Genomic DNA, 20,572 nt, shown 5'->3' on the forward strand with positions numbered 1-20,572 from the left:
CACATGAGGATTCTGCATACGGCAGATTGGCATTTAGGAAAAACCCTTGAAGGCCGGAGCCGGCTTGATGAGCAAGCACAGTTTTTAGATGAGCTGTATCAAATCGTAAAAGACGAACACATTGATGTCATTGTCATGGCTGGAGACGCCTTTGATACAGTGAATCCGCCTGCTAGAGCAGAACAGCTTTTTTATGAAAGTCTATCCGCCTTATCTGATAAAGGAAAACGTCAGGTCGTGGTCATCTCAGGCAACCATGATAATCCGGATCGACTATCTGCCGCATCGCCTTTAACAAATGATCAGGGGATTCATTTAATTGGATATCCGACAAATGACATCATCCGCGTCGATGTTCCTTCTTCGAGTGAACGTTTATCCATTGCAGCACTCGCTTATCCGTCTGAAGCGAGACTTAACGAGGTACTGGCTGAAACATTTGAAGAGAAATTGCTTCGTGATCATTACAATTTAAAAATACAGCAAGCGTTCCAACATTTAAGCGCTCAATTTCAAGCCGATACGGTCAATATCGCAACAAGCCATATTTATGTGGCAGGAGGAAGTCAAACAGATTCAGAAAGACCGATTGAAGTAGGCGGTGCATATACCGTTGCGGCTGAAAGTCTGCCAGAAGCAGCCTGCTATGTGGCCCTTGGTCATTTGCACCGCCCGCAAACCATCAAACGTGCCAAAACGATTGCCCGCTATTCCGGGTCCCCTCTTGCTTACAGCTTTTCTGAATCAGGATATGCCAAATCAGTCACGATTGTAGAGGCAAAACCTAATGAAAAAGCAAGCTGGAAGGAAGTGTTGTTATCAAGCGGAAAACCACTTGTGAAATGGAAGGCAACTGAAGGATTGAGCCAAGTACACGAGTGGCTGGATGAAAAACGGGATCTTCAGGCATGGATTGATTTAGAGATTCATTTAACAGATCAGCTCTCCATAGAAGAGATTCATCAGCTCCGAAAGCAGCATAGCGGGTTTGTCCATATTAGACCGAAATTTAAAGAACTGCAGCAAATGGAAGAACAAAAACAAGCCGAAAAGCTCTCAATCGAAGAGCGGTTCGTGAAATTTTATGAGCGCCAGACAGGCGGCGGTCTTCCTGATGAAAAAACAGTCAAGCTGTTTTTGGAGCTCGCCAATGAAATGCAAGAGGAGGAAGCGACTTGAAGCCGATTACGCTAACCATTAAAGGACTTCATAGCTTCAGAGAAGAACAAACAATTGACTTTAGCTCATTATGTGATGCAGGTGTGTTTGGCATTTTTGGACCGACAGGAAGCGGAAAGTCGTCCATATTAGACGCCATGACCCTGGCGCTTTATGGAAAAGTGGAACGTGCGTTAAATAATACACATGGTATTTTGAACCAAGCGGAAGAGAAGCTGTCAGTTTCCTTTACGTTCGCTTTACAAAAGGAACACCACATTTCTTATAAAGTCGAACGTGCTTTCAAGCGGGCAGATGAAATGAAAGTCAGAACGACACTATGCCGTCTGATTGAAATTGGGGATACGCAGACAGTTCTTGCAGATAAAGCGAGTGAGGTCAATCGTAAAATAGAAGAATTACTCGGGTTAACCATTGATGATTTTACGCGTGCGGTAGTCTTGCCCCAAGGGAAGTTTGCAGAATTCCTTTCTTTAAAAGGAGCCGATAGACGACAAATGCTTCAGCGTTTGTTTAACCTAGAGAAGTATGGGGATCAGCTCGTTAAACGTTTGCGCGCAAAGGCGCAGAATCAGTATGGACAAAAAAATGAACTGCTTGCTGAGCTGAATGGCTTAGGAGAAGCTGGCCCAGAGGCGCTCGCAAAGGCAAAGGAAGCGGCTGAGCAGGCAAAGGCTATTTTTCATGAGAAAAAACAAGCGCGGGATGAAGCGTTCACTGCTTTTACAAAGGCGCAAACAATTTGGCAGTATCAAAAGGAACGAGAAGCTTATGAGACGGAACTAAACCATCTGAATCAACTGGCACCATCAATGGAAGAGAAAAAGGCCAAGCTTCATATTGCTGAGCAGGCAGAGGCATTAAAGCCTTATGCGGATGCATTAACAAAGGCTGAAAATCAGCTTTCTCAAGCATTAAAAGAGAAGCAGGAAGCAGAAAATCAGCTGCTGCATCAACGAACGATCTATGATCAAATGACACAGAACTATGAGCAAGCAAGGCAAAAGAAAATAGAAACTGAGCCAGAACTTCTTCAAAAGAAAGAGCAGCTGCTTCAGCTAAAGGAAATTGAACGGAAAAAAGAGGCGGCTCTTCAGGAAAAGACGGCAATCGAACAGCGAAAAAACGATACAGCGCAGCAATTATTACAAAAAAAAGAAGAAGCAGACAATCTCCAATCTTTGTTAGAACGTGCACTGGCAAAACAAACACAGCTGAAGCGTGAGCTGGAGCAATTACAAGTCTCTGTAAAAGAACGGAAAAGTGTACAGGATGCTTTGCGTTTAAGCGAAAATGTTCAAAGAATACACCAAAGCATACACAAGGAAGAACAAAAGATGGAGGAGCTCAAAAAGCGATCATCACAGACCGCAGCAGCATTTGAAAAGCTTCAAAAACAGCAAAAAGACCATCATGAAAAAATAGACCAATCGTTTCAAGCGATTGAACAGCTCTATTTCTATGTATGTGAATTTGAACGGGCTTTTACAGAATGGAGTAAAAGAGAACAAAGTCAGAAGCTCGAAAAATTAAAACAGCGTGATGCTGTTAGGGCGGCAGAATTAAGAAAAGAATTAGCGGCAGAGCTCGTAGATGGTGAGCCATGTCCTGTTTGTGGATCGATTCATCATGACCCAAAGGCACTGGAAAACACTGATCATGAAGAAACAGTGGCACAAATCGATGAAGTGATTCAACGGATGGACACAGAGCTCAAGCAGGTAGAGGAATATACAAGAGACATGTATGCTGCCAAGCAGCTATTGGAAACGCACGCCAATCAATTAGTAAAGCAGTTTGCCTTTTTATCTCAGAAAGCTCCAGGTGCGGAAGTTGCAGCAGCAGTAGAAGCAGTGCAAAAGCCGGAGTCCTTGCAGTATCTCATGCAAGAATGGAAAGGCTTGAAACAAGATATTCAAGAAGTTGAACGTAAACGAGCTCGTTTAATGGATGAAACATATGATCAAGCAGCAGAGATAAGCAAGACGAAAGATCAAATGACATTTGATCAGCAGCGTACCGAAGAATTAGACGGGCTGATCAAGGAGCTTCAATCTGAGCTTGCAGAGCAAACGTCTCAATTTGAACAGGCCTTCCCGCACTTTACATTGCACCAAGTACAAGAGATGCAAAAGCAGATCGACGAAAAGGACCAGCAAGCGGAAGGCTATAAAGAGCGTATTGAGAAAAGTATTTCATTTTTGGAAGAAAAACAGCTGGCAAAAGAACAGCTGCAAACAGCCATATACGATGTAGAGAAGGAACTTGATAAACTAGCGCATCAGCTAGAAAGCCAGCAGCAGCTCATTCATCAATATGAAACAGATTTAGGGAGATATCCATTGAAAGCTGTCTCCATTTCTGATGAATTGATCGAGGTTGAACACACGCTTGCTCGTCTCAATGAAATGGAACAGCAATCGTACAAGCAATTACAGCAAGCGCAGGAGCTCTTTAGTGAAGCACAAAGTCATTTTTCAAGCTGTGAGCGTCAGCTTCAAGAGGCTGACCGGAGAAAACAAGAAGCAAGTGAAGCATGGACTAAAGAATCGGAGTCTTCTCCTTTTGATAAGCCTCAAGAGATTGAATCTGCTTTCATGAATCAATCAGTACGTCAAACTGTTAAACAAGAAATTGACGAATTTGAGGATAAAAGAAAGCAATGTACCGCAAACTTAAAGCGAATTTCTGAACTGCTGAAAGATGAGTTACTAGATGAAAAGCAATGGACTGACATTCAACTGAGGAAAGAAGCGGCAGAAAAGGCTTTGGAAGAAGCAACGGTGATGAGCGGCTCTGCATATGAACATCTGCGTGTAATGGAAGAAAATCACCAGCGATTTGCAAGTATTCATGAACGTTTGGCGGAGCTGCAGCAAGAAATTGATCGGCTCGATAAGCTGCAAACCGTGTTTAAAGGAAATACATTTGTTGAGTTTTTAGCAGAAGAACAGCTGGAAAGTGTCAGTCGTGATGCATCTGCCCGTCTTGGTATTTTGACAAGACAAAGGTATGCGATTGAGGTTGATTCAGAAGGCGGTTTTGTCATGCGTGATGATGCGAATGGCGGTGTCAGACGTCCAGTGTCCAGCTTGTCCGGCGGGGAAACCTTCCTGACGTCGCTTGCGCTTGCGCTAGCTCTTTCAGCGCAGATTCAGCTGAGAGGTGAGTTCCCGCTGCAATTCTTTTTCCTTGATGAAGGCTTTGGCACCCTTGATCAAGACTTGCTTGATACAGTGATTACTGCATTAGAGAAATTACAGTCTCAAAACTTAGCTGTTGGTGTCATCAGCCATGTGGAAGAATTGAAAATGCGGTTGCCGAAAAAACTGATTGTCCATCCGGCAGATCCAAGCGGGAAAGGGACAACAGTCTCAATGGAATTAATGTAAATATTGAGGTGATGACACGGGTGGCAAAGCAAACAATTGGATTATGTGAAATGTGCGGAAGACAAGATGTCCTGCTTACAGAACATCACTTAACCCCAAGAGAAGAAGGCGGGGCTTTTTTACCGACTGCCTACCTATGCATCCCTTGTCATAAACAAGTACATGCCCTCTATACAAACCAGGAGCTTGCCGCACGTTTGAACACAATTGATGCGCTGAGGCAGGATGAAAAGCTTGCTTCGTACATCAAATGGATTCGGAAACAGCCGGCAAGCAAGCTGGTCAAAACAAAAAAATCGAGACAGCGCAGAAAGAAATAAGCATAAAAAAGCGCTCCTCTATTTGAAATGGATGTAGAGGAGCTGCTTTATGCATTGCCTACCATATTCTGATCATTTAAGTCAGGATCCACATAGTTGGTGGCGCTAATGCCATTATTTAATATCAAGAAATCTCCGGTATTCCCCGCTCCAGAGCCTAAAGCAGATTTTGACGAACTTTTAGGCGATAGGTAGAATGAGTCACCGACGTTTACGACGCCTCCAGAAATAGAGTTAATGTAAATGGGTCCGACAATTGCTGGCATAATCGACATCCTTTATTCGAAGTCATATCACCATCATATGCGCAGGTAGGTCCATTTGTGAGTTTTGCGGACTTTCATCATTGCTAAACAGCTCTCTAATATGCTTCACTCGCGCAACGCCATTCATTCTACAAGTAGAGCCGATTTGATAGACAGAGGACGATGATACCCCTTCTACATGGATTGAAGACACTTTAATCACAGGCTTTTCATGGTAAAATGCTGTTCTCACTGATCGCTCTGGCAGCATCAAAGGAATGGGCTCATAATACACTTCAAATTCTTTCGCATCTAAATTTTCTGCTTCATAGCCATAAAACAAACTAATGGTTCGTTGAACAGCTAATACCTTGACTTTCGGGCATAGCTCCTGAGTATCACCAATTTGAACCACACTCGAAATCCCGACAGAATTCACCTTTGAGAACTTTACTTGAGATGTGCGCTTGATCATTATCGAGGCGCCAGAGGAACAAACGGGCCAATAATCAGTGATTCTGGCGGAGTATCGAAAATCGAGGATAATTGTACATGGTCTGTGTCCCCGATGATAAATAGGGAAGAAGACGATACCCCGACTACTTTAATGCTTCCAGTCTCGATGTTGCGGTTGACAACTGTGAAATTCATCCGTTTTCCTCTCCTTTCGTTTCACTTGGAATATGGGCTAAAAAGTGCTCAATCGCCCGCTTTACATCATGCTTCACATATTCAGCAATTTGCTGTGAACGCTGCAGCGGTGTCATATCTTCCCGGTGTGGCAGCTGTCCCGCATAGTATTTGATCCTGCTGTCAATTTGCTTGCGAATATCCTCAATGATATGGTGTTTGTTGCTTTCATCGAGAGACCCTTCGTATCGCTGTTCTAGTTCTTCAAGAAGTTCTGGTGCTTCTTCATTTAAAAATGCATCGACAAGCTGCCGTGTTTGATTGAAAAATTGACCAGCCATTTCTTGCTGCATCATTCCAATTCCCGGGGTTGTTGTTTGGCCCACTTCAAAGTTTTGAACACTGTTTGGATCAGATGGATTGAGGCCGATATTCAGCGTTCCTTCCAGCCGTTCGATTTTCAGTTGATCAAATTGATAATCAATCCGTTCAATATTCGTTGTCGGTTTATCTTTGATCATTTGTATTTCCTGCTGAAGCTCGTTAAGCCTTTTTTCAAGCATCATGATTTGTTGCGAGTGTTTTTGAATGATGCCATATACTTGTGAAGCGTTGCTCTGATAATCATACATTTACATACACCTCCGGGGATTGCAGATGGCTTAAGTTGTTGGTGACTGAAGCGGTACAAAAGGTGCTGTGCTTGCGCCTTGAGATTCTTCAATTCCTTGTGTACCTGCTGCGGCAGGCGCTGCTTCTACATAGCTTCCCGTGTTATACAGGTTGGAAAGGGCCTTGATGGATCCAGCACTCCCAATTTGCAGAACAGAGGAGTTACTCACAGACTCTACACGTAAATAATTAATTTGTATCGCTTGATTAATATAGAAGTTCAACGGATCCTCACTCCTTACAAGTTACCAACAAGCGGTTGATCAATGACATCACTGTCGTACGTATTTGTCACACTTTTGTAGTTGCTAATTTGTAATTGATCACCTGTATTAAAACTGCCTGCGCCAGCAAACGTTTTAACCTGACTATTTGGAGAAATGGTGATGCAGTCTCCAACATGAACGACTCCGCTCGTTCCGACGGCATTTACTTTAAAGGCTCCCACAATAGCCGGCATAGCGGTGCACATCCTTTATAAAATTAGGGCACTTGTTTTGGGCGTTTCACCATAGCTTATGATGGGTCTTTTAATGTGTGATTGTCTTTTTGAAAGCTTTTGATGAGAGGAATTAGATGTATGGCTTACGCTTTTTTTGAGCAATCTTTAGAGGTGGATTTGATGCCTTTATTTAAGAGTGTGTCAAGCTCTTGACTGCACCTGATCGTTTCTTCGGCATTCATCCCGAATTTTTTCGCAGTCTCAATTAAATGTAATCTTTTTTGTTCAATTTCATAATTGATCATAACGGACGCCAACTCTCACATTTTTTATCAAATAGAAGGATATGGTTAGTATACCCTATTTTTCTATAAAAAAAGCTGTTTCGTCAATATGAGTAATAAAGTGACAAAATTCGAAAGTGTTCTTACGTACCAAATATCTCTTTTTTGATCTCAGTCTGTAAATAGCGTCGTCTTTTGTTGATATACTGCCGAATTAAGTCTCTTTCAGACTGCAAGATGTCTTTTCGATCTTTCGTATATGGATCATCTCCAATTCGATCCTCAATCGATTCATGCCATTTCTCGATGATTGGGCAGAGCCGGTCTTCTACAAAATGTGTATCGAGTACATGCTGGAAAAGTGTGTAATAGGCTCTTTTAAACGAAGGAATATCTAGCAATCTAGCAGTTAATGTATTAAATCCGTTTACTGGGATATAATCAAACGGCATTTCTTCTCCATGAATGTCACGACCCCATGTTGCATCATAATCCCAAGGAAGTACTTGAAACCTCCCTTGTTCATTTACATAAAGAGCGTAGTTATGAACAAAACCATCAAAGTTTTGTGTGCATACCACACCGATGAGCCAGCGGAAATATTGTGTCACATCTAGGTATTGTTCAATTTTTTCTGCAAAAGTGTCATCTTTCGCTGTGTTGAGAAAGTAAATAAATTCACTCAGCTGCTGATCATGTTGAGAAGTCCCCGTTTTTTTCTCGTATCCGAGAAGAAGGTGCTTTTTTGGTTTTTTATCAAAAGAACTCAAAAGGGAGAAGTTCGCGTCATCATCAACCGCATAATAAATGCCGCCTCCTGAAAGCTGCCGTTTTTGAAGAAAGAACTCATCGACGGATTCTATTTTCAAATAAATCCCTTCTTTTCTTCCATTTATGGTGAGAAACACATGAGAAGCAGCGGGGCTATGCACCCCCATCTGCTCAAAGAAATAAAAGGACAGCCTGTTTCGGATAAATGAAGGATCATTGTACTCTGCATTTAAATGAAAGATCGATTCGCTCTGTCTTTGTTTCGGCTTTCGATATTCAATTTGATAGGACTTTTTCTTAAGCTTTCTAATGTGTGATCCGCGGTATGAAGCATAAATATGTGATTTGGTTTGGCCTGTTTTTAGAATAGCTTCAACAGGTTCATCGTTCCAAATGTCTTTTTTTAATTCAATCAAGTCCTTTGGATGAATCCACATATCAAGTTGTTTTAAAGGTTCTGTGTTCATACGTTCATCAGCCTCCTATATGCTCTTCTTTACAATATGAAAGTGAAGGAATGTCCTGTACCGGCTGGTAGGTATTCATGGAGTTTTCAAGGAAAGAGGCATTCGTCACGAACACTTGTCTACCGAGTCTCGTAACATAAAGCAGAGAAGATAAACAGCTTTGTCTGTTTGTTTTGTCGAAGCATAGACTGGGAGGGGAATTGTTCGTGAGTACATTTGATCATTCACACATTGAACATGCAGTGGCTTCACTTCGAAGTGAGGGACGTGATCATCACTTAGATCGTGAACCAGAATCGAGACGTTCGCACAAGTCAGCTCGTTCTCGTCATTCAAGTCGCGGTCATTGGTTCTTTGGCGGTGGTGGACACCGTAAATCACGCCGCAGTAAAAAAAGCTACAGAAGCTATCGTTCAAAGAAAAGTTATCGCTCTAAGAAAAGCTATCGTTCGAAGAAAAGCTATCGTTCGAAGAAAAGCATGAAGAGCAAAAAGTCATGTAAAAGCAAAAAATCTTACAGAAGCAAAAAGAGTGAACCGAAAAAGTCACACCGCAGCAAATGCAGATCCCATCATAAGAAAAGCTGCCGCAAATCACACCGCAGCAAATGCAGATCTCATCATAAGAAGAGCTGCCGCAAGTCACATCGCAGCAAATACAGATCCCACAATAAGAAGAGCCGCAAATCTCGCCGCAGCCATCGATCTAAACGTTCTCATCACCATAAACGCAGCCGATCTTGCCGAAGATGTGGAAAGAAAACGCATCGTTCCCGAAATAGAGGAAATGTTGAGCGTAAATGGGATCAAGGGAATATGTGGGAATACCGCCGTTTCCGCTAGGCATTCAATCATCATTTTTGAAACCCTTTTTAAAAGAGAGTATGATAAAAAAGGGTTTTTTTTATTTCATAGAGAAATAAAATGAGACATCATAACTTAGCGAAATGAAGATTGTGAGGGGAAGACATGAAGTTTTTTACAGGTGAGATACATAGCAGCATGTTTATTGGGGTAGTCATTGATGATGAATGGGTAATGGACGTCAAAAAGGCAGAAGCCAAATTATTTGAGCTTGAGACACTGCCAAACTCTTTATCTGAGTGTATTAAAATGGGGGACAAGTTTGTTGAACATGTCGGGCAGCTTCTTGATTGGGCTGAGAAAAAAGAAGAAGACCGCGGTTCTTATGTATATCCGCTTTCGGACGTGAAACTCCATGCCCCGATTCCAAAGCCGTCTAAAAACATCATGTGTGTCGGAAAGAATTATCAAGATCATGTGATGGAGATGGGAAGTGCGGCGGATATTCCTAAAGACGTGATGATTTTTACAAAGGCACCTACTTCTGTCATTGGACACGAAGCGGACATTCTCCTTCATGAAGATGTGACAAGTGAATTGGATTATGAAGGAGAGCTTGCCATCGTGATGGGCAAATCAGGGAAAAACATTGCTCCTGAAGAGGTCCAAGATTATATATTCGGTTACACCATTTTAAATGATGTGACGGCAAGAGATTTGCAGAAAAAACATAAACAATTTTTCATTGGCAAAAGCTTAGATACAACCTGCCCGATAGGACCTTATATCGTTCATAAGTCAATGATCGAGGATCATGGTGCGCTCCATGTGGAAACAAAGGTAAACGGAGAGGTTCGTCAGTCTGCTAGTACGGAATTAATGATCTTCACAGTTGAGGACATTGTCTCCACTCTTTCAAAAGGGATGACATTAGAAGCGGGTGACATCATTGCAACAGGTACACCATCTGGGGTAGGGAAGGGCTTTGAACCGCCTAAGTTTTTAGCTTCTGGAGATCGAATTGACATCACGATTGAACCGATTGGAACGCTGACAAATCACGTCAAATAAAGCGCGTGATGACACAGGATTGTCGCTTTGTGTTCGACTTATTTCGTGGTACGATGAGAAGGTACTTGTTCTGATAAAGGGGGAAATCACAAATGGGAACACATTTACATATCACAGCATGGGTGCTGGGGATTATTTTATTCTTCGTAGCCTTTGCTCTAGCAGGTAAAAATGACAAAGGCGCTAAAATTGTGCATATGATCGTTCGTTTATTCTACTTGATCATCATTGCAACAGGCGTAGAGCTGTATGTTCGCACAGGAATGAAAATTCCAGGTTACGGGGGCGAGTATATTGGAAAAATGATTCTTGGTATCCTCGTGATCGGTTTCATGGAAATGGTCCTAGTGCGCAAGAAAAAAGGAAAATCGGTGACTGGTGTGTTGATTGGTTTTATCGTATTTGCGATTGTGACCATTCTTCTCGGTTTACGTCTGCCGATCGGTTTCCATATCTTTTAATATAAAAAGGACATTGCTTATACGAAGCAGTGTCCTTTTTATGTGGCATCAAATTGTGAAACGATCCGTTGTCCGTCTGAAGTGGTCCATTCAAAACGAATGTGACTGGCGGCTGGCTCATGGTGACATTGAAGTGCAAGTGATTGCGTATCTGTCGAAAACTGAAAGAAAGAGACGCGCTGCAATGAATGAAAGGAAGAGAAAACACAATCATAGACGGAAAAACCAAGCTGCTCTATCTGGTCAAGGATGTGATCAAAAACGTTTTCCGGTACGAACATGAGAAGATCAAGCCAGCCTTTGGCAAGAGACGCCGTATATTGAATGTTTTCTCCTCCCTGTACTTCTATTAGCTGCCCGTTTTCATGAAGAATCATAGAACCGAGCAATTCCCCTTTTGTCCATTGGTCATTTTCCTTCAAACAGATCATTGTGCTTTGAAGACTTTCTGGCAGCATGATCTCTCCTTCATCATCTTCAATCAGGCAATGCCCGTTTTCAATGAGCAAATACCCATTACACCATCTTCTGCTGCAGCGTTCAAGCTGCCTCATTCGATTCTCCATTTGCAAAAGCTCCTTTCCTCTTTCTTTTCTTACCAAATCAAGCTTGTCCTATACGCCGGGAAAAAAGGACAAATCAACTATCAAGGAGACGATGCATAAACTAAGAAAGGCTGAATGAGAACACTTGAGGAAAAACGGATGGGAGCTGATGATGATGTGTGGAATTACAGGCTGGGCAGACTTTAAAAAGCAGCTCATCCAACAGGATCATGTAATCAATCAAATGACAGATACATTATCTAAAAGAGGGCCAGATGATACAAATACATGGAAAAGTGAGCATGTTCTTTTCGGGCATAAAAGGTTAGCGGTGGTAGATGTAGAAGGCGGAAAGCAGCCGATGACATATACACATCAAAACCATGCTTATACGATTGTATACAATGGAGAGCTCTATAACACGGAGGATATAAGAAAAGAATTGTTAAAAAGGGGGCACCGCTTTCTTGGGCATTCTGATACAGAAGTTCTTCTTCATGCCTATACAGAATGGAAGGAAGAGTGTGTCTCTCATTTTAATGGCATTTTTGCATTTGTGATCTGGGATAGTGAGCGTGAATTGTTATTTGCAGGGAGAGACCGGCTAGGCGTCAAGCCATTTTTCTATACAGAACGTCATCATTCCTTCTTATTTGGTTCAGAAATCAAAGCACTTCTTGCTCACCCTGATATCAAAGCAAAAGTCGATCATGAAGGACTGTCGGAGATCTTTGGCTTAGGACCGTCAAGAACACCAGGTCAAGGCGTGTTTAAAGGGATAAAAGAGCTGAGACCTGCACATGCCTTGACCTTTTCAAAAGACGGTCTGCGCGTATGGAGATACTGGAATGTTAAAAGCAAGAAACATACTGATTCACTTGATGACACCGCACAGCACATTAAGCATCTCTTTACAGATGCCGTGACAAGACAGCTCGTCTCTGATGTGCCTGTATGTACATTTTTATCTGGGGGCGTCGATTCTAGTGCCATTACTGCCATTGCCGCTAAGCACTTTGAGAAAATAGGGAAAGCACCGCTTCATACGTATTCCATTGACTACGAAGGAAACGATCAATTCTTTGAGGCAAATCAATTCCAGCCGAATGCTGACGGTCCTTGGATTGATCAAATGACCAAAGCGTTTCAAACGAATCATCACAGCTGTATCATTGGACAAAAAGAGCTCGCTTCCTATCTGAAGGAAGCCGTTGAGGTTCGAGACTTACCGGGTATGGCAGATATTGATTCTTCCTTGCTTTGGTTTTGCCGAGAAATTAAAAAGGACTTCGTTGTTGGCTTATCAGGTGAATGTGCGGATGAAATCTTTGGCGGCTATCCGTGGTTCCATATGGAAAATGAAACGAATGGTTTTCCGTGGATGAGATCGACTGAAGCTAGAACTCAGCTCCTGCAAGACTCATGGCAAAAAAAGCTGTCACTTAAGGAATACGCGCAAAGCAAATATGAAGAAACGGTGGCAGAAACGCCTCTTTTAGATGGAGAAACCGGCGTCGATAAAGCCCGGAGAGAACTTTTTTACTTAAATATGATCTGGTTTATGACAACATTGCTTGACCGAAAAGATCGAATGAGTATGGGCGCTAGTCTTGAGGTACGGGTGCCATTTGCAGATCATCGCCTTGTCGAATATGTGTGGAATATTCCTTGGGAAATGAAAATGCATGGAAATCGTGAAAAAGGGGTTTTACGAAAAGCATTAGAGGGAATTTTACCGAATGAAGTGCTTTATCGAAAGAAGAGTCCTTACCCGAAAACACATCATCCAGCGTATACTCAGGCTGTGAAAGAGATGCTCACAGACTGCCTCGCGCAAAAAGACTCTGTACTTCACGAATTTTTAGATCCACATCAATTAAAGCAGCTGATTGAAACGGAAGGGGCTTCCTTTCATGTGCCATGGTATGGCCAGCTCATGAAGGGCCCGCAGTTGATTGCCCATCTAGCACAGATTCATCATTGGTTTGAAACGTATCGAATTGATATAGAAGCGTAATAAAGAGTCGGCTTTCTTGCACATGTTGAAAGGAAGCCGGCTTTTTTGATACATAACATGAGGCTTTTTGAGCACATCAAAAGTTGATGTAATCTTTTCAATTTGTATAATTAACTTAAAGTGAATTAATTTGGAGGAAAAAGGATAATGAAAATCATTGTGATTGGAGCGGGACCAGGGGGCCTTGCAGCAGCTATGATGCTTCAAAGCAAAGGACATGACGTTCATGTATACGAAAAGCAGCCCTTTATCGGCGGGCGTAACGCTAAGTTTCAGCTTGGTGATTTCACGTTTGATACAGGTCCTACCTTTCTCAGCATGATTCATATTGCAGAGGAGCTGTTCACCTTTGCTGGTAAAAATCTTTATGACTATATTGATGTGATTGAATTAAAAGAGATGTATAGATTAATATTTCAAGACAATCAGCTGGATATGATCCGGGATCGCGATGAAATGTACAAACGATTAGAAGCCTTTGCATCTGGTGAGGGCGAAGGGTATTTACGATTTATGAATGATACAAAGTGCAAAATGGATCGTCTGACACCAATTTTACAAAGTAAAATGGACCGCTTTCATCATTACCTTCGCCTGAAGGTGATCAAAGCACTTCCACAGCTTTCACTAAATAAAAGTTTGTATGATGTGCTGTCAAACTATTTTTCGAATGAATCAGTGAAATATGCTTTTACATTTCAATCAAAGTACTTAGGAATGTCGCCGTGGGAATGCCCTGGTGCGTTCTCGATCCTTTCGTTTATGGAACATGACACAGGTGTATTTCATCCGAAGGGCGGTGTCAATCAGCTGTCAGAAGCGATGGCAAAGGCGGCGCTTGAAGCTGGAGCGGAGATTCATCTGTCAGCAGGCGTTGAAAAGCTGCTCACGGAGGGAAGGAAAGTAAAAGGCATTCGTTTAGAATCTGGGGAAGAAATACAAGCGGATGAGGTTGTCGTCAATGGAGACTTTGCACATGTAATGACAAAGCTTGTCGAACCAGGACTCTTAAAGAAATACAGCGAGAAAAAATTAAAAAAGAAAAAATTCTCATGCTCTACCTTTATGCTTTATTTAGGACTGGATACCATGTATGATGAGCCGCATCATACCATCGTTTTTTCCGATGATTATGCTAGATTTGTCAAAGGCATTACGAAAACATATGAGCTGCCAGACGATCCGTCTATTTATATTCAAAATGCAAGTGTAACCGATGACTCTCTTGCTCCAAAAGGAAAATCAGCTCTTTATGTGCTGGCTCCAGTTGCCAATAACCAAAGCGGTATTGACTGGGAAGCGCATCAAGATGAATTTAGAGAGCTTGTGCTGGATACATTGGAGCGGAAAACCGGCTTTCAAGATGTGAGACAGCATATAGAAGTCGAGCGGATGATCACACCGAAGCAATGGGAGGAAGACCTTTACGTATATGACGGAGCTACATTTAACCTCGGCCACCAGCTGACGCAGATGATGGTCCTAAGGCCGCACAATGAATTTGATGAATTAAAGAACTGCTGGCTTGTTGGAGGAGGAACACATCCAGGAAGTGGACTGCCAACCATTTTAGAATCAGCACGTATCACGACAAATGCCATTCTTAAAAAAGAGAAACATTCACACAAAACAATGCCGCATCAAGAAAAGGGGAGCGCCTCATGAAACAACATATATTGATTGCAGGAGGCGGTATTGGCGGAATGATCTCAGCGCTTTATTTAAAAAAAGCGGGACATGATGTCACCCTTGTCGAAAAAAATGAACGGCTTGGCGGGAGACTTGCTTTTGTACGTGAGAAAGGATATAAAGTAGATGAAGGTCCGACCATTGTCCTACTTCCTGACATGTTAAAAGGCATTTTACATGAGGTAGGAATTGACGAATCATCTCTTGATCTTGTGCAGCTTGATCCGCTGTATACAATTCAATATCAAGATGGAACCTCCTATACGAAATACTCTGATGCACGTCGTCAGCTAGATGAAATCAGACGTGTATTTCCAAAGGAAGATCAAGGGTTCCAGAGGTTTATGGAAGAAATGACGGATCGGTTTCAAGAAGGGCAGCAAGCTTTTCTAGAAAAATCATTTCACGAAAAACGTACATTTTTTACAAAAGCCAATATGAAGATTTTAATGAAATTAAAGGCGTATCGAACGGTGCAAAGCGCTCTGAAAAAATATTTCTCAGACGAACGCCTGCGAGATGCATACGCACTTCAAACCCTCTATGTTGGGGGAAACCCGTATGAAGCATCGGCTATTTATTCGCTTGTGTCCTATAGTGAGCACGCACATGGAATCTACTATTTAAAAGGCGGCTATGCGAGTTTAGTAGATATATTGGAAGGGCAGCTTATCAACATGGGTGTGCATGTAAGAAAAAATGAAGAAGTCACCCAATTGGTGTTTGAGGGAAAACGGGCAGTCAAAGCAAAAGTAAATGATGAACATGTAGCTGCTGATGCATTTGTGATCAATGGAGATTATCCAGCTGCGTTAAAACAGCTTGGCTTAGAAGAACAAGATCGCCGGAAATACGTGCCATCCTCTGGTTGTGTGATGGTGTATCTCGGGTTAAACAAGATGTATCATGAAGCACCTGTTCATCAATTTTTTATGGGAGAACACTTTGATCAGCATATGAAAGAGGTTTTTCAAACGAAAACGATTCCTCAAGACCCGTCATTTTATACATTTAATCCATCGATCATTGATCCATCTCTTGCCCCAGATGGCTGCAGTGTTCTATACATGCTGATTCCGGTTCCTTCAGGTGATCATATCAACTGGGAAGAGGAGACAGATTTCGCAGAGAACATGGTGGATCGCCTTGAGAAAAGAGGCTTTCCGAGATTGCGAGAGTCGATTGTCTGGAAAAAGGTCAGAACACCAAATGATTCCTTGCGAGAAGGATTGTTTGAAGGCGGCAGCTTTGGACTTGCCCCTAATTTGTTTCAATCAGGTGTCTTCCGCCCGCAAGTGAAGGTCAGTGAGACAGATAATCTTTATGCGGCAGGTGCTTCCACCCATCCGGGCGGCGGGGTGCCAATCGTGATGCAAAGTGCGAAGCTCATGGCTTCTGTACTACTAAAAGATCTGAATGATAGAAAGGAAGTGAAGCTAAGTGGTTGATGTACAAACAGCATTGAAAGTGTGTGAGGACACCATTCAAACCCATTCTAAAACGTTTTACCGGGCCTTTTCCATGCTGCCTAAAAAGAAAAGACAGGCCGTCTGGGCCGTATATTCCTTTTGCCGTAGAGCAGATGACATTGTAGATGAGTCCCCTTCGCCAAAAGAGGACCTTGCATCCTTTCGAGAGACGTTTGATCGATTTTTACAAGGTGAGGTAGACCGGAATGATCCAATATGGGTGGCGCTAGAGCATACATTTCAAGAGTTTCGGATGGATGAAGCCCCGTTCCGTGACCTGCTCCAAGGACAAGAGATGGATATAGAGCAGCAGCGATACGAAACATTAGATGAACTGCTCATCTATTCCTATCATGTTGCTAGTACCGTTGGACTCATGCTCCTTCCCATTATTGCACCGCGTAAAAAAGAGCAGCTAAAAGAAGCAGCCATTTCGTTAGGGATTGCTATGCAGCTCACTAACATCCTTCGAGATATTGGGGAAGATCAGGCTGAAAGAGACCGCATTTATTTGCCAAAGCAGGTGATGGATCAATTCGGGTACACAGAGCAAGAATTGCAGGAAGGGGTTGTGAATCAAGCCTTCCAGCACGTCTGGGAGTACATTGCCTTTGAGGCAGAGGCATACTACGAGGAGTTTTTTGACCATCTTCATGAATTCCCGCTGTATTCACGAATACCGGTGAAAGCAGCAGCTCACTTTTATAAAGCCATTTTAGATAAAACGAGAGAAAACGAATACCGCGTCTTTACAGAGCGGGCATTTATTTCAAAACAGGAAAAAGCACTTATTTTAGAAGATATTACGTAAAAAAGGACTGCACCCAGTCCTTTTTTATGTGGAAGAAAAGCGATACTCCGTCCATACTCTGGAACGCCAGCGCCTATACATGAAGATGCCTCTGACCCATTCATCCACGATAAAAGAAATCCAAACCCCAATGAGACCCATTTCAAGCTGAATGCCTAACAAGTAAGCGATCGGAAGCCCGATTCCCCACATTGATATCATCGCCATATACACTGGAAACTTCGCGTCACCAGCCGCCCGCAATGAATTAATAATGACCATATTAAAAGAGCGTCCCGGCTCTAATATGATCGTCAATAGGAGAAGTGTGGCGGCGATATGAATGATTTCACGATTGCTAGTGAAAAAGGTAAGCAAATGCGTCGATGATAAAGATAAGGCAGTGGAAGAAAGAAGAGAGATCCCAATGGCCCAGTATAAACTTTTCATACATCTTCGGTAGGCAGCATCGAATTCTCTCGCCCCAATATGGCGTCCGATTAAAATCTGTGTCCCTTGGCTAATCGCTGCACCAAACAACATAATGAACATCATCAAATTTTGAGTGTAGACCTTTGCTGCTAAAGCCTGCGTCCCCATAAATGTAATAAACAGTGTAATGATCATTTGAGAGCCGTTATATGAAAGCTGCTCCCCAGCAGAAGGAGTGCCAATTTTCAGCAGCTTTTTTAAATGTGTCCGCTGAATGTGAAACATTCTTTTCAGCGAAAAGCGCAATCCAATTCGGCGGCGGACAATGAGGATCATCGCCATCAATCCGATCAACCGAGCGAGCGAGGTTGAAAAGGCAACACCCATGACACCTAATACCGGAAAGCCAAACGGACCAAAAATGACCAAATAATTCCCGGCAACGTTGAGCAAATTCATTCCGATGGTGACATACATCGTGTCTCTTGTATATCCGTAGCTTTTTAAAATAGCACTATACGTCATAATGAGTGCTTGAATAAAAGAAAGCAGGCCGACAATTTGTAAAAAGACCGCCGCATCCGGCATGAGTTCACTTGATAAGCCCATCATGTGCAGGATTGGAACAGCTAACACAAACATAAGGAGACTAATGACAAAGCTGATTAAGAAGTTGGTTCCTAGTGAGACATAGGCGACTTGAGTCGTTTCCTGCTTGCGGTCAGCTCCTAAAAGCTGCGCAATCACAATGGTCGTTCCTGTTGTAATGAAGCTGAACATGACAATTAATAAATTCAGGAGCTGGTTGCTTACACCTACTGCGGCCACACTGTTATCGGAGTATTGGCTGAGCATGAGTGTATCAGCGCTCCCCATGAGCATATATAAAGAGATTTCGATAAAAATAGGCCAAGTTAATGCAAATAATGAAGGGTGTGTTTTCTCATCTTTTGCTTGAACCTTTTCATATGACAGGGTTTGAGATTTCATCACATAGCCCCCTTTCGTATAAATCCGATTTATAGTGTACCGTGCATCGACTATAATAAGAAGAGACGAAACCGAAACTTATTGGAGAAATCCGACTTCATAAGGGGATGAATATGGATCGATTTATTACATTTACTGTACCGCCGTTTCCTACTTATATTGCATCAGGTAAAGGAGTATTTCATCAAGGAGAAAGACATATCTCAAGAACCTTCACTGTATTTGATCTGCTCTATGTCACAAAAGGTGAACTATGGATGACAGAGGGCGAGGAGGCTTTTCATGTAACAGAAGGTGAATATACGATTCTCTCACCGGGCCTGTCTCATGGTGGACATCTGCCATGTGAAGAGGAAACCCACTATGAGTGGCTGCATTTCTCAATTGACCGATTTGAGCTGACGAACCGGCTGAGAGAACACTGGATTGATATGAAACAAAATCAAGCTACCTTCGAAAAGCCGGCAACCTATGAATTTAGTCTGCCCCGTTTAGGAAAAGTGAAAGGACGAAGTGTGTTAGAAAAACACCTTTCAGCGATGAGAGCACTAAATCATGGTGCATCTGAACTTCCGCTGAAAAAACAGCTTCTATTTGAGGAACTGCTCATTCACCTGCAAAAGGAAGCATTCCATATTCCAAGTGCAAAGGAGACCGTCGCATCAGAAGTGGTTCATTATCTTGAGCATCATTTTATGGAGAAATTACACATGGAGCAGCTTGCAGAGAAACTGCACTATCATCCTGACTACATGACAAGATGTATGCAGACGGTATATGGATTGACGCCAAACCAGTACAGCCATCGTCTCAAAATCGAAAAAGCCAAAAGCATGCTGGCCTCAACGAATGAAAAAATCGCTGCTATTGCAGATCATGTAGGGATTGACGACCCTACTTATTTTTCTAAGCTGTTTCGGCAAAATGAAGGCATGACGCCGATCGAGTACCGTCATTTAGCAAAAAGAACGACAAAGTAAAGGAACGTGAACAGATGAAAAGTGAAAAGGAAGAGCTTGTGAACATACGTCCATTAACCGAAACGGACTTAGAGACGGTGTGGCATTTAAAATTTAAAGCATCAGACCAGTCCTATCGAAAATGGAATGCCCCTTATTTTTATGAACACGAAATCCCGCTTGCTGCATTTAAGAAACGTTACTTACAGGAAGAATCCATTCCTCAAAAGCTATATGGCATTGAAATAGATGGTGATATCAAAGGCACCGTCTCATATTATTGGGAGAATGAACGTACGAGGTGGCTTGAATGCGGCATTATCATTTATGACTCACGTTTTTGGAGCGGGGGTATTGGGACAAAGGCATTAAATCTATGGATTGATGTGTTATTTACGCATATTGATATCCCTCGAATTGGTTTAACAACTTGGTCAGGGAATGAACGGATGATGCGGTGCGCAGAGAAATGCGGATTTGTCCTTGAGGGGAGACTGAGAAAGGTCCGTTATTATCAAGGGGTTTATTATGATTCAATGCGCTACGGAATGTTGAGAGAAGAATGGCGAAGCCTTCCACGCAATATCCTTTGAATCATGATTTTTTTAGGATAAAAGTATCATATAATGGAATAAACTGAAGAAGAAGGGTGGCAGATGAATGTGGGCTGGATAACTGGATGGTTTGTTTCTATTTTAGTCGCAATCTATCTATTGATAGATGCACCAAAACATGGGAAAAATAAATGGTTATGGTCTATTTTAGGTCTTTTATTCGGGCTCTTTGCATTTGGGTTATACCTCATCAAAACAGGAAGAAAAGGATTGGGCTGGACAGTTCTGATCGTGTCCATCATCATCTATTCTATTGTTATACTAGTCTTTGTCTTTTACTTCCTGTTGCTGATCTTCGGATACTCAAACGCATCATAGAGAGCGCGTATA

General features: G+C 42.4%; 23 protein-coding genes. 13 read left to right on the forward strand and 10 right to left on the reverse strand.

Annotated elements, in window-relative coordinates:
- Positions 1-3 precede the first annotated feature (3 nt).
- From sbcD to ASE42_RS06280, 3 genes are read left to right on the forward strand one after another with little or no spacing between them, the layout of a single operon-like run.
- On the forward strand, positions 4-1,179 hold the full coding sequence (gene sbcD / locus ASE42_RS06270; protein ID WP_024425501.1) for an exonuclease subunit SbcD: 1,176 nt from the start codon (positions 4-6) through the stop codon (positions 1,177-1,179).
- The gene (locus ASE42_RS06275) at positions 1,176-4,571 is read left to right on the forward strand and encodes an AAA family ATPase (protein WP_034621811.1); all 3,396 of its coding nucleotides are present in this window, start codon (positions 1,176-1,178) and stop codon (positions 4,569-4,571) included. Before sbcD ends, ASE42_RS06275 begins: the two co-directional genes overlap by 4 nt.
- Before the next feature lie 20 nt (positions 4,572-4,591).
- Positions 4,592-4,891 (forward strand): hypothetical protein, encoded by a 300-nt coding sequence (locus tag ASE42_RS06280; RefSeq protein ID WP_024425503.1) that lies wholly within the window; start codon positions 4,592-4,594, stop codon positions 4,889-4,891.
- A gap of 47 nt (positions 4,892-4,938) precedes the next feature.
- Here ASE42_RS06280 and ASE42_RS06285 read toward each other — a convergent pair whose 3' ends face one another.
- From ASE42_RS06285 to ASE42_RS06320, 8 genes are all read right to left on the reverse strand, one after another.
- Complete coding sequence (locus tag ASE42_RS06285) at positions 4,939-5,157, reverse strand: spore germination protein (RefSeq protein ID WP_003211468.1); 219 nt, start codon at positions 5,155-5,157, stop codon at positions 4,939-4,941.
- 22 nt (positions 5,158-5,179) lie between these two features.
- Positions 5,180-5,611 carry a spore germination protein GerPE gene (locus ASE42_RS06290; RefSeq protein ID WP_024425504.1) on the reverse strand — a complete coding sequence of 144 codons (432 nt, stop codon included), beginning with the start codon at positions 5,609-5,611 and terminating at the stop codon, positions 5,180-5,182.
- Positions 5,611-5,787 (reverse strand): germination protein GerPD, encoded by a 177-nt coding sequence (locus tag ASE42_RS06295; RefSeq protein ID WP_003210893.1) that lies wholly within the window; start codon positions 5,785-5,787, stop codon positions 5,611-5,613. Before ASE42_RS06295 ends, ASE42_RS06290 begins: the two co-directional genes overlap by 1 nt.
- On the reverse strand, positions 5,784-6,398 hold the full coding sequence (locus ASE42_RS06300; RefSeq protein ID WP_056766099.1) for a spore germination protein GerPC: 615 nt from the start codon (positions 6,396-6,398) through the stop codon (positions 5,784-5,786). Before ASE42_RS06300 ends, ASE42_RS06295 begins: the two co-directional genes overlap by 4 nt.
- 30 nt (positions 6,399-6,428) lie before the next feature.
- Positions 6,429-6,662: a spore germination protein GerPB gene (locus ASE42_RS06305; protein WP_003210877.1), complete on the reverse strand. Its 234-nt coding sequence runs from the start codon at positions 6,660-6,662 to the stop codon at positions 6,429-6,431.
- A 14-nt stretch (positions 6,663-6,676) separates the two neighbouring features.
- Positions 6,677-6,898: a spore germination protein gene (locus tag ASE42_RS06310; protein ID WP_024425506.1), complete on the reverse strand. Its 222-nt coding sequence runs from the start codon at positions 6,896-6,898 to the stop codon at positions 6,677-6,679.
- A gap of 125 nt (positions 6,899-7,023) precedes the next feature.
- Positions 7,024-7,185 carry an aspartyl-phosphate phosphatase Spo0E family protein gene (locus tag ASE42_RS06315; protein ID WP_034621810.1) on the reverse strand — a complete coding sequence of 54 codons (162 nt, stop codon included), beginning with the start codon at positions 7,183-7,185 and terminating at the stop codon, positions 7,024-7,026.
- Positions 7,186-7,307: 122 nt separating this feature from the next.
- Positions 7,308-8,402 carry a CotH kinase family protein gene (locus tag ASE42_RS06320; protein ID WP_056766101.1) on the reverse strand — a complete coding sequence of 365 codons (1,095 nt, stop codon included), beginning with the start codon at positions 8,400-8,402 and terminating at the stop codon, positions 7,308-7,310.
- A gap of 206 nt (positions 8,403-8,608) precedes the next feature.
- Between ASE42_RS06320 and cotG the strand changes: the two genes are divergently transcribed.
- The 3 genes from cotG to ASE42_RS06340 all read left to right on the forward strand — a co-directional run bounded on the left by cotG (position 8,609) and on the right by ASE42_RS06340 (position 10,737).
- Positions 8,609-9,244 (forward strand): spore coat protein CotG, encoded by a 636-nt coding sequence (gene cotG / locus ASE42_RS19485; RefSeq protein ID WP_080652925.1) that lies wholly within the window; start codon positions 8,609-8,611, stop codon positions 9,242-9,244.
- Between the two features lie 126 nt (positions 9,245-9,370).
- On the forward strand, positions 9,371-10,276 hold the full coding sequence (locus ASE42_RS06335) for a fumarylacetoacetate hydrolase family protein (RefSeq protein WP_056766104.1): 906 nt from the start codon (positions 9,371-9,373) through the stop codon (positions 10,274-10,276).
- Between the two features lie 92 nt (positions 10,277-10,368).
- Entirely contained in the window at positions 10,369-10,737 is a 369-nt protein-coding gene (locus tag ASE42_RS06340) for a YisL family protein (RefSeq protein ID WP_024426524.1), read from the forward strand.
- A gap of 38 nt (positions 10,738-10,775) precedes the next feature.
- Here the strand turns inward: ASE42_RS06340 and ASE42_RS06345 are convergent, their stop codons facing one another.
- The gene (locus tag ASE42_RS06345) at positions 10,776-11,303 is read right to left on the reverse strand and encodes a DUF2777 family protein (protein ID WP_024426523.1); all 528 of its coding nucleotides are present in this window, start codon (positions 11,301-11,303) and stop codon (positions 10,776-10,778) included.
- 154 nt (positions 11,304-11,457) lie between these two features.
- Between ASE42_RS06345 and asnB the strand changes: the two genes are divergently transcribed.
- The 4 genes from asnB (at position 11,458) to ASE42_RS06365 (ending at position 17,268) form a co-directional block, all read left to right on the forward strand.
- Positions 11,458-13,299, forward strand: a complete 1,842-nt coding sequence (gene asnB, locus ASE42_RS06350; protein ID WP_024426522.1) for an asparagine synthase (glutamine-hydrolyzing) — start codon at positions 11,458-11,460, stop codon at positions 13,297-13,299.
- 147 nt (positions 13,300-13,446) lie between these two features.
- Positions 13,447-14,964 carry a phytoene desaturase family protein gene (locus ASE42_RS06355; RefSeq protein WP_056766105.1) on the forward strand — a complete coding sequence of 506 codons (1,518 nt, stop codon included), beginning with the start codon at positions 13,447-13,449 and terminating at the stop codon, positions 14,962-14,964.
- Positions 14,961-16,436 carry a phytoene desaturase family protein gene (locus ASE42_RS06360; protein ID WP_056766107.1) on the forward strand — a complete coding sequence of 492 codons (1,476 nt, stop codon included), beginning with the start codon at positions 14,961-14,963 and terminating at the stop codon, positions 16,434-16,436. Before ASE42_RS06355 ends, ASE42_RS06360 begins: the two co-directional genes overlap by 4 nt.
- Positions 16,429-17,268 carry a phytoene/squalene synthase family protein gene (locus tag ASE42_RS06365; RefSeq protein ID WP_056766108.1) on the forward strand — a complete coding sequence of 280 codons (840 nt, stop codon included), beginning with the start codon at positions 16,429-16,431 and terminating at the stop codon, positions 17,266-17,268. The genes ASE42_RS06360 and ASE42_RS06365 overlap by 8 nt, the downstream gene beginning before the upstream one ends.
- A 24-nt stretch (positions 17,269-17,292) precedes the next feature.
- Here the strand turns inward: ASE42_RS06365 and ASE42_RS06370 are convergent, their stop codons facing one another.
- Entirely contained in the window at positions 17,293-18,669 is a 1,377-nt protein-coding gene (locus tag ASE42_RS06370) for an MATE family efflux transporter (protein WP_056766110.1), read from the reverse strand.
- A 113-nt stretch (positions 18,670-18,782) separates the two neighbouring features.
- Here ASE42_RS06370 and ASE42_RS06375 point away from each other — a divergent pair, with 113 nt between their 5' ends.
- The 3 genes from ASE42_RS06375 (at position 18,783) to ASE42_RS06385 (ending at position 20,560) form a co-directional block, all read left to right on the forward strand.
- Positions 18,783-19,649, forward strand: a complete 867-nt coding sequence (locus tag ASE42_RS06375; protein ID WP_025093375.1) for a helix-turn-helix transcriptional regulator — start codon at positions 18,783-18,785, stop codon at positions 19,647-19,649.
- A gap of 14 nt (positions 19,650-19,663) precedes the next feature.
- Entirely contained in the window at positions 19,664-20,221 is a 558-nt protein-coding gene (locus ASE42_RS06380; RefSeq protein ID WP_034621799.1) for a GNAT family N-acetyltransferase, read from the forward strand.
- A 63-nt stretch (positions 20,222-20,284) separates the two neighbouring features.
- Positions 20,285-20,560, forward strand: coding sequence for a hypothetical protein (locus ASE42_RS06385; RefSeq protein WP_056766112.1), 276 nt, complete (start codon positions 20,285-20,287; stop codon positions 20,558-20,560).
- The last annotated feature ends 12 nt before the right edge of the window (positions 20,561-20,572 follow it).

It is taken from the genome of Bacillus sp. Root920, assembly GCF_001429445.1.
In the GTDB taxonomy this organism is placed as follows: domain Bacteria; phylum Bacillota; class Bacilli; order Bacillales; family Bacillaceae; genus Bacillus; species Bacillus safensis.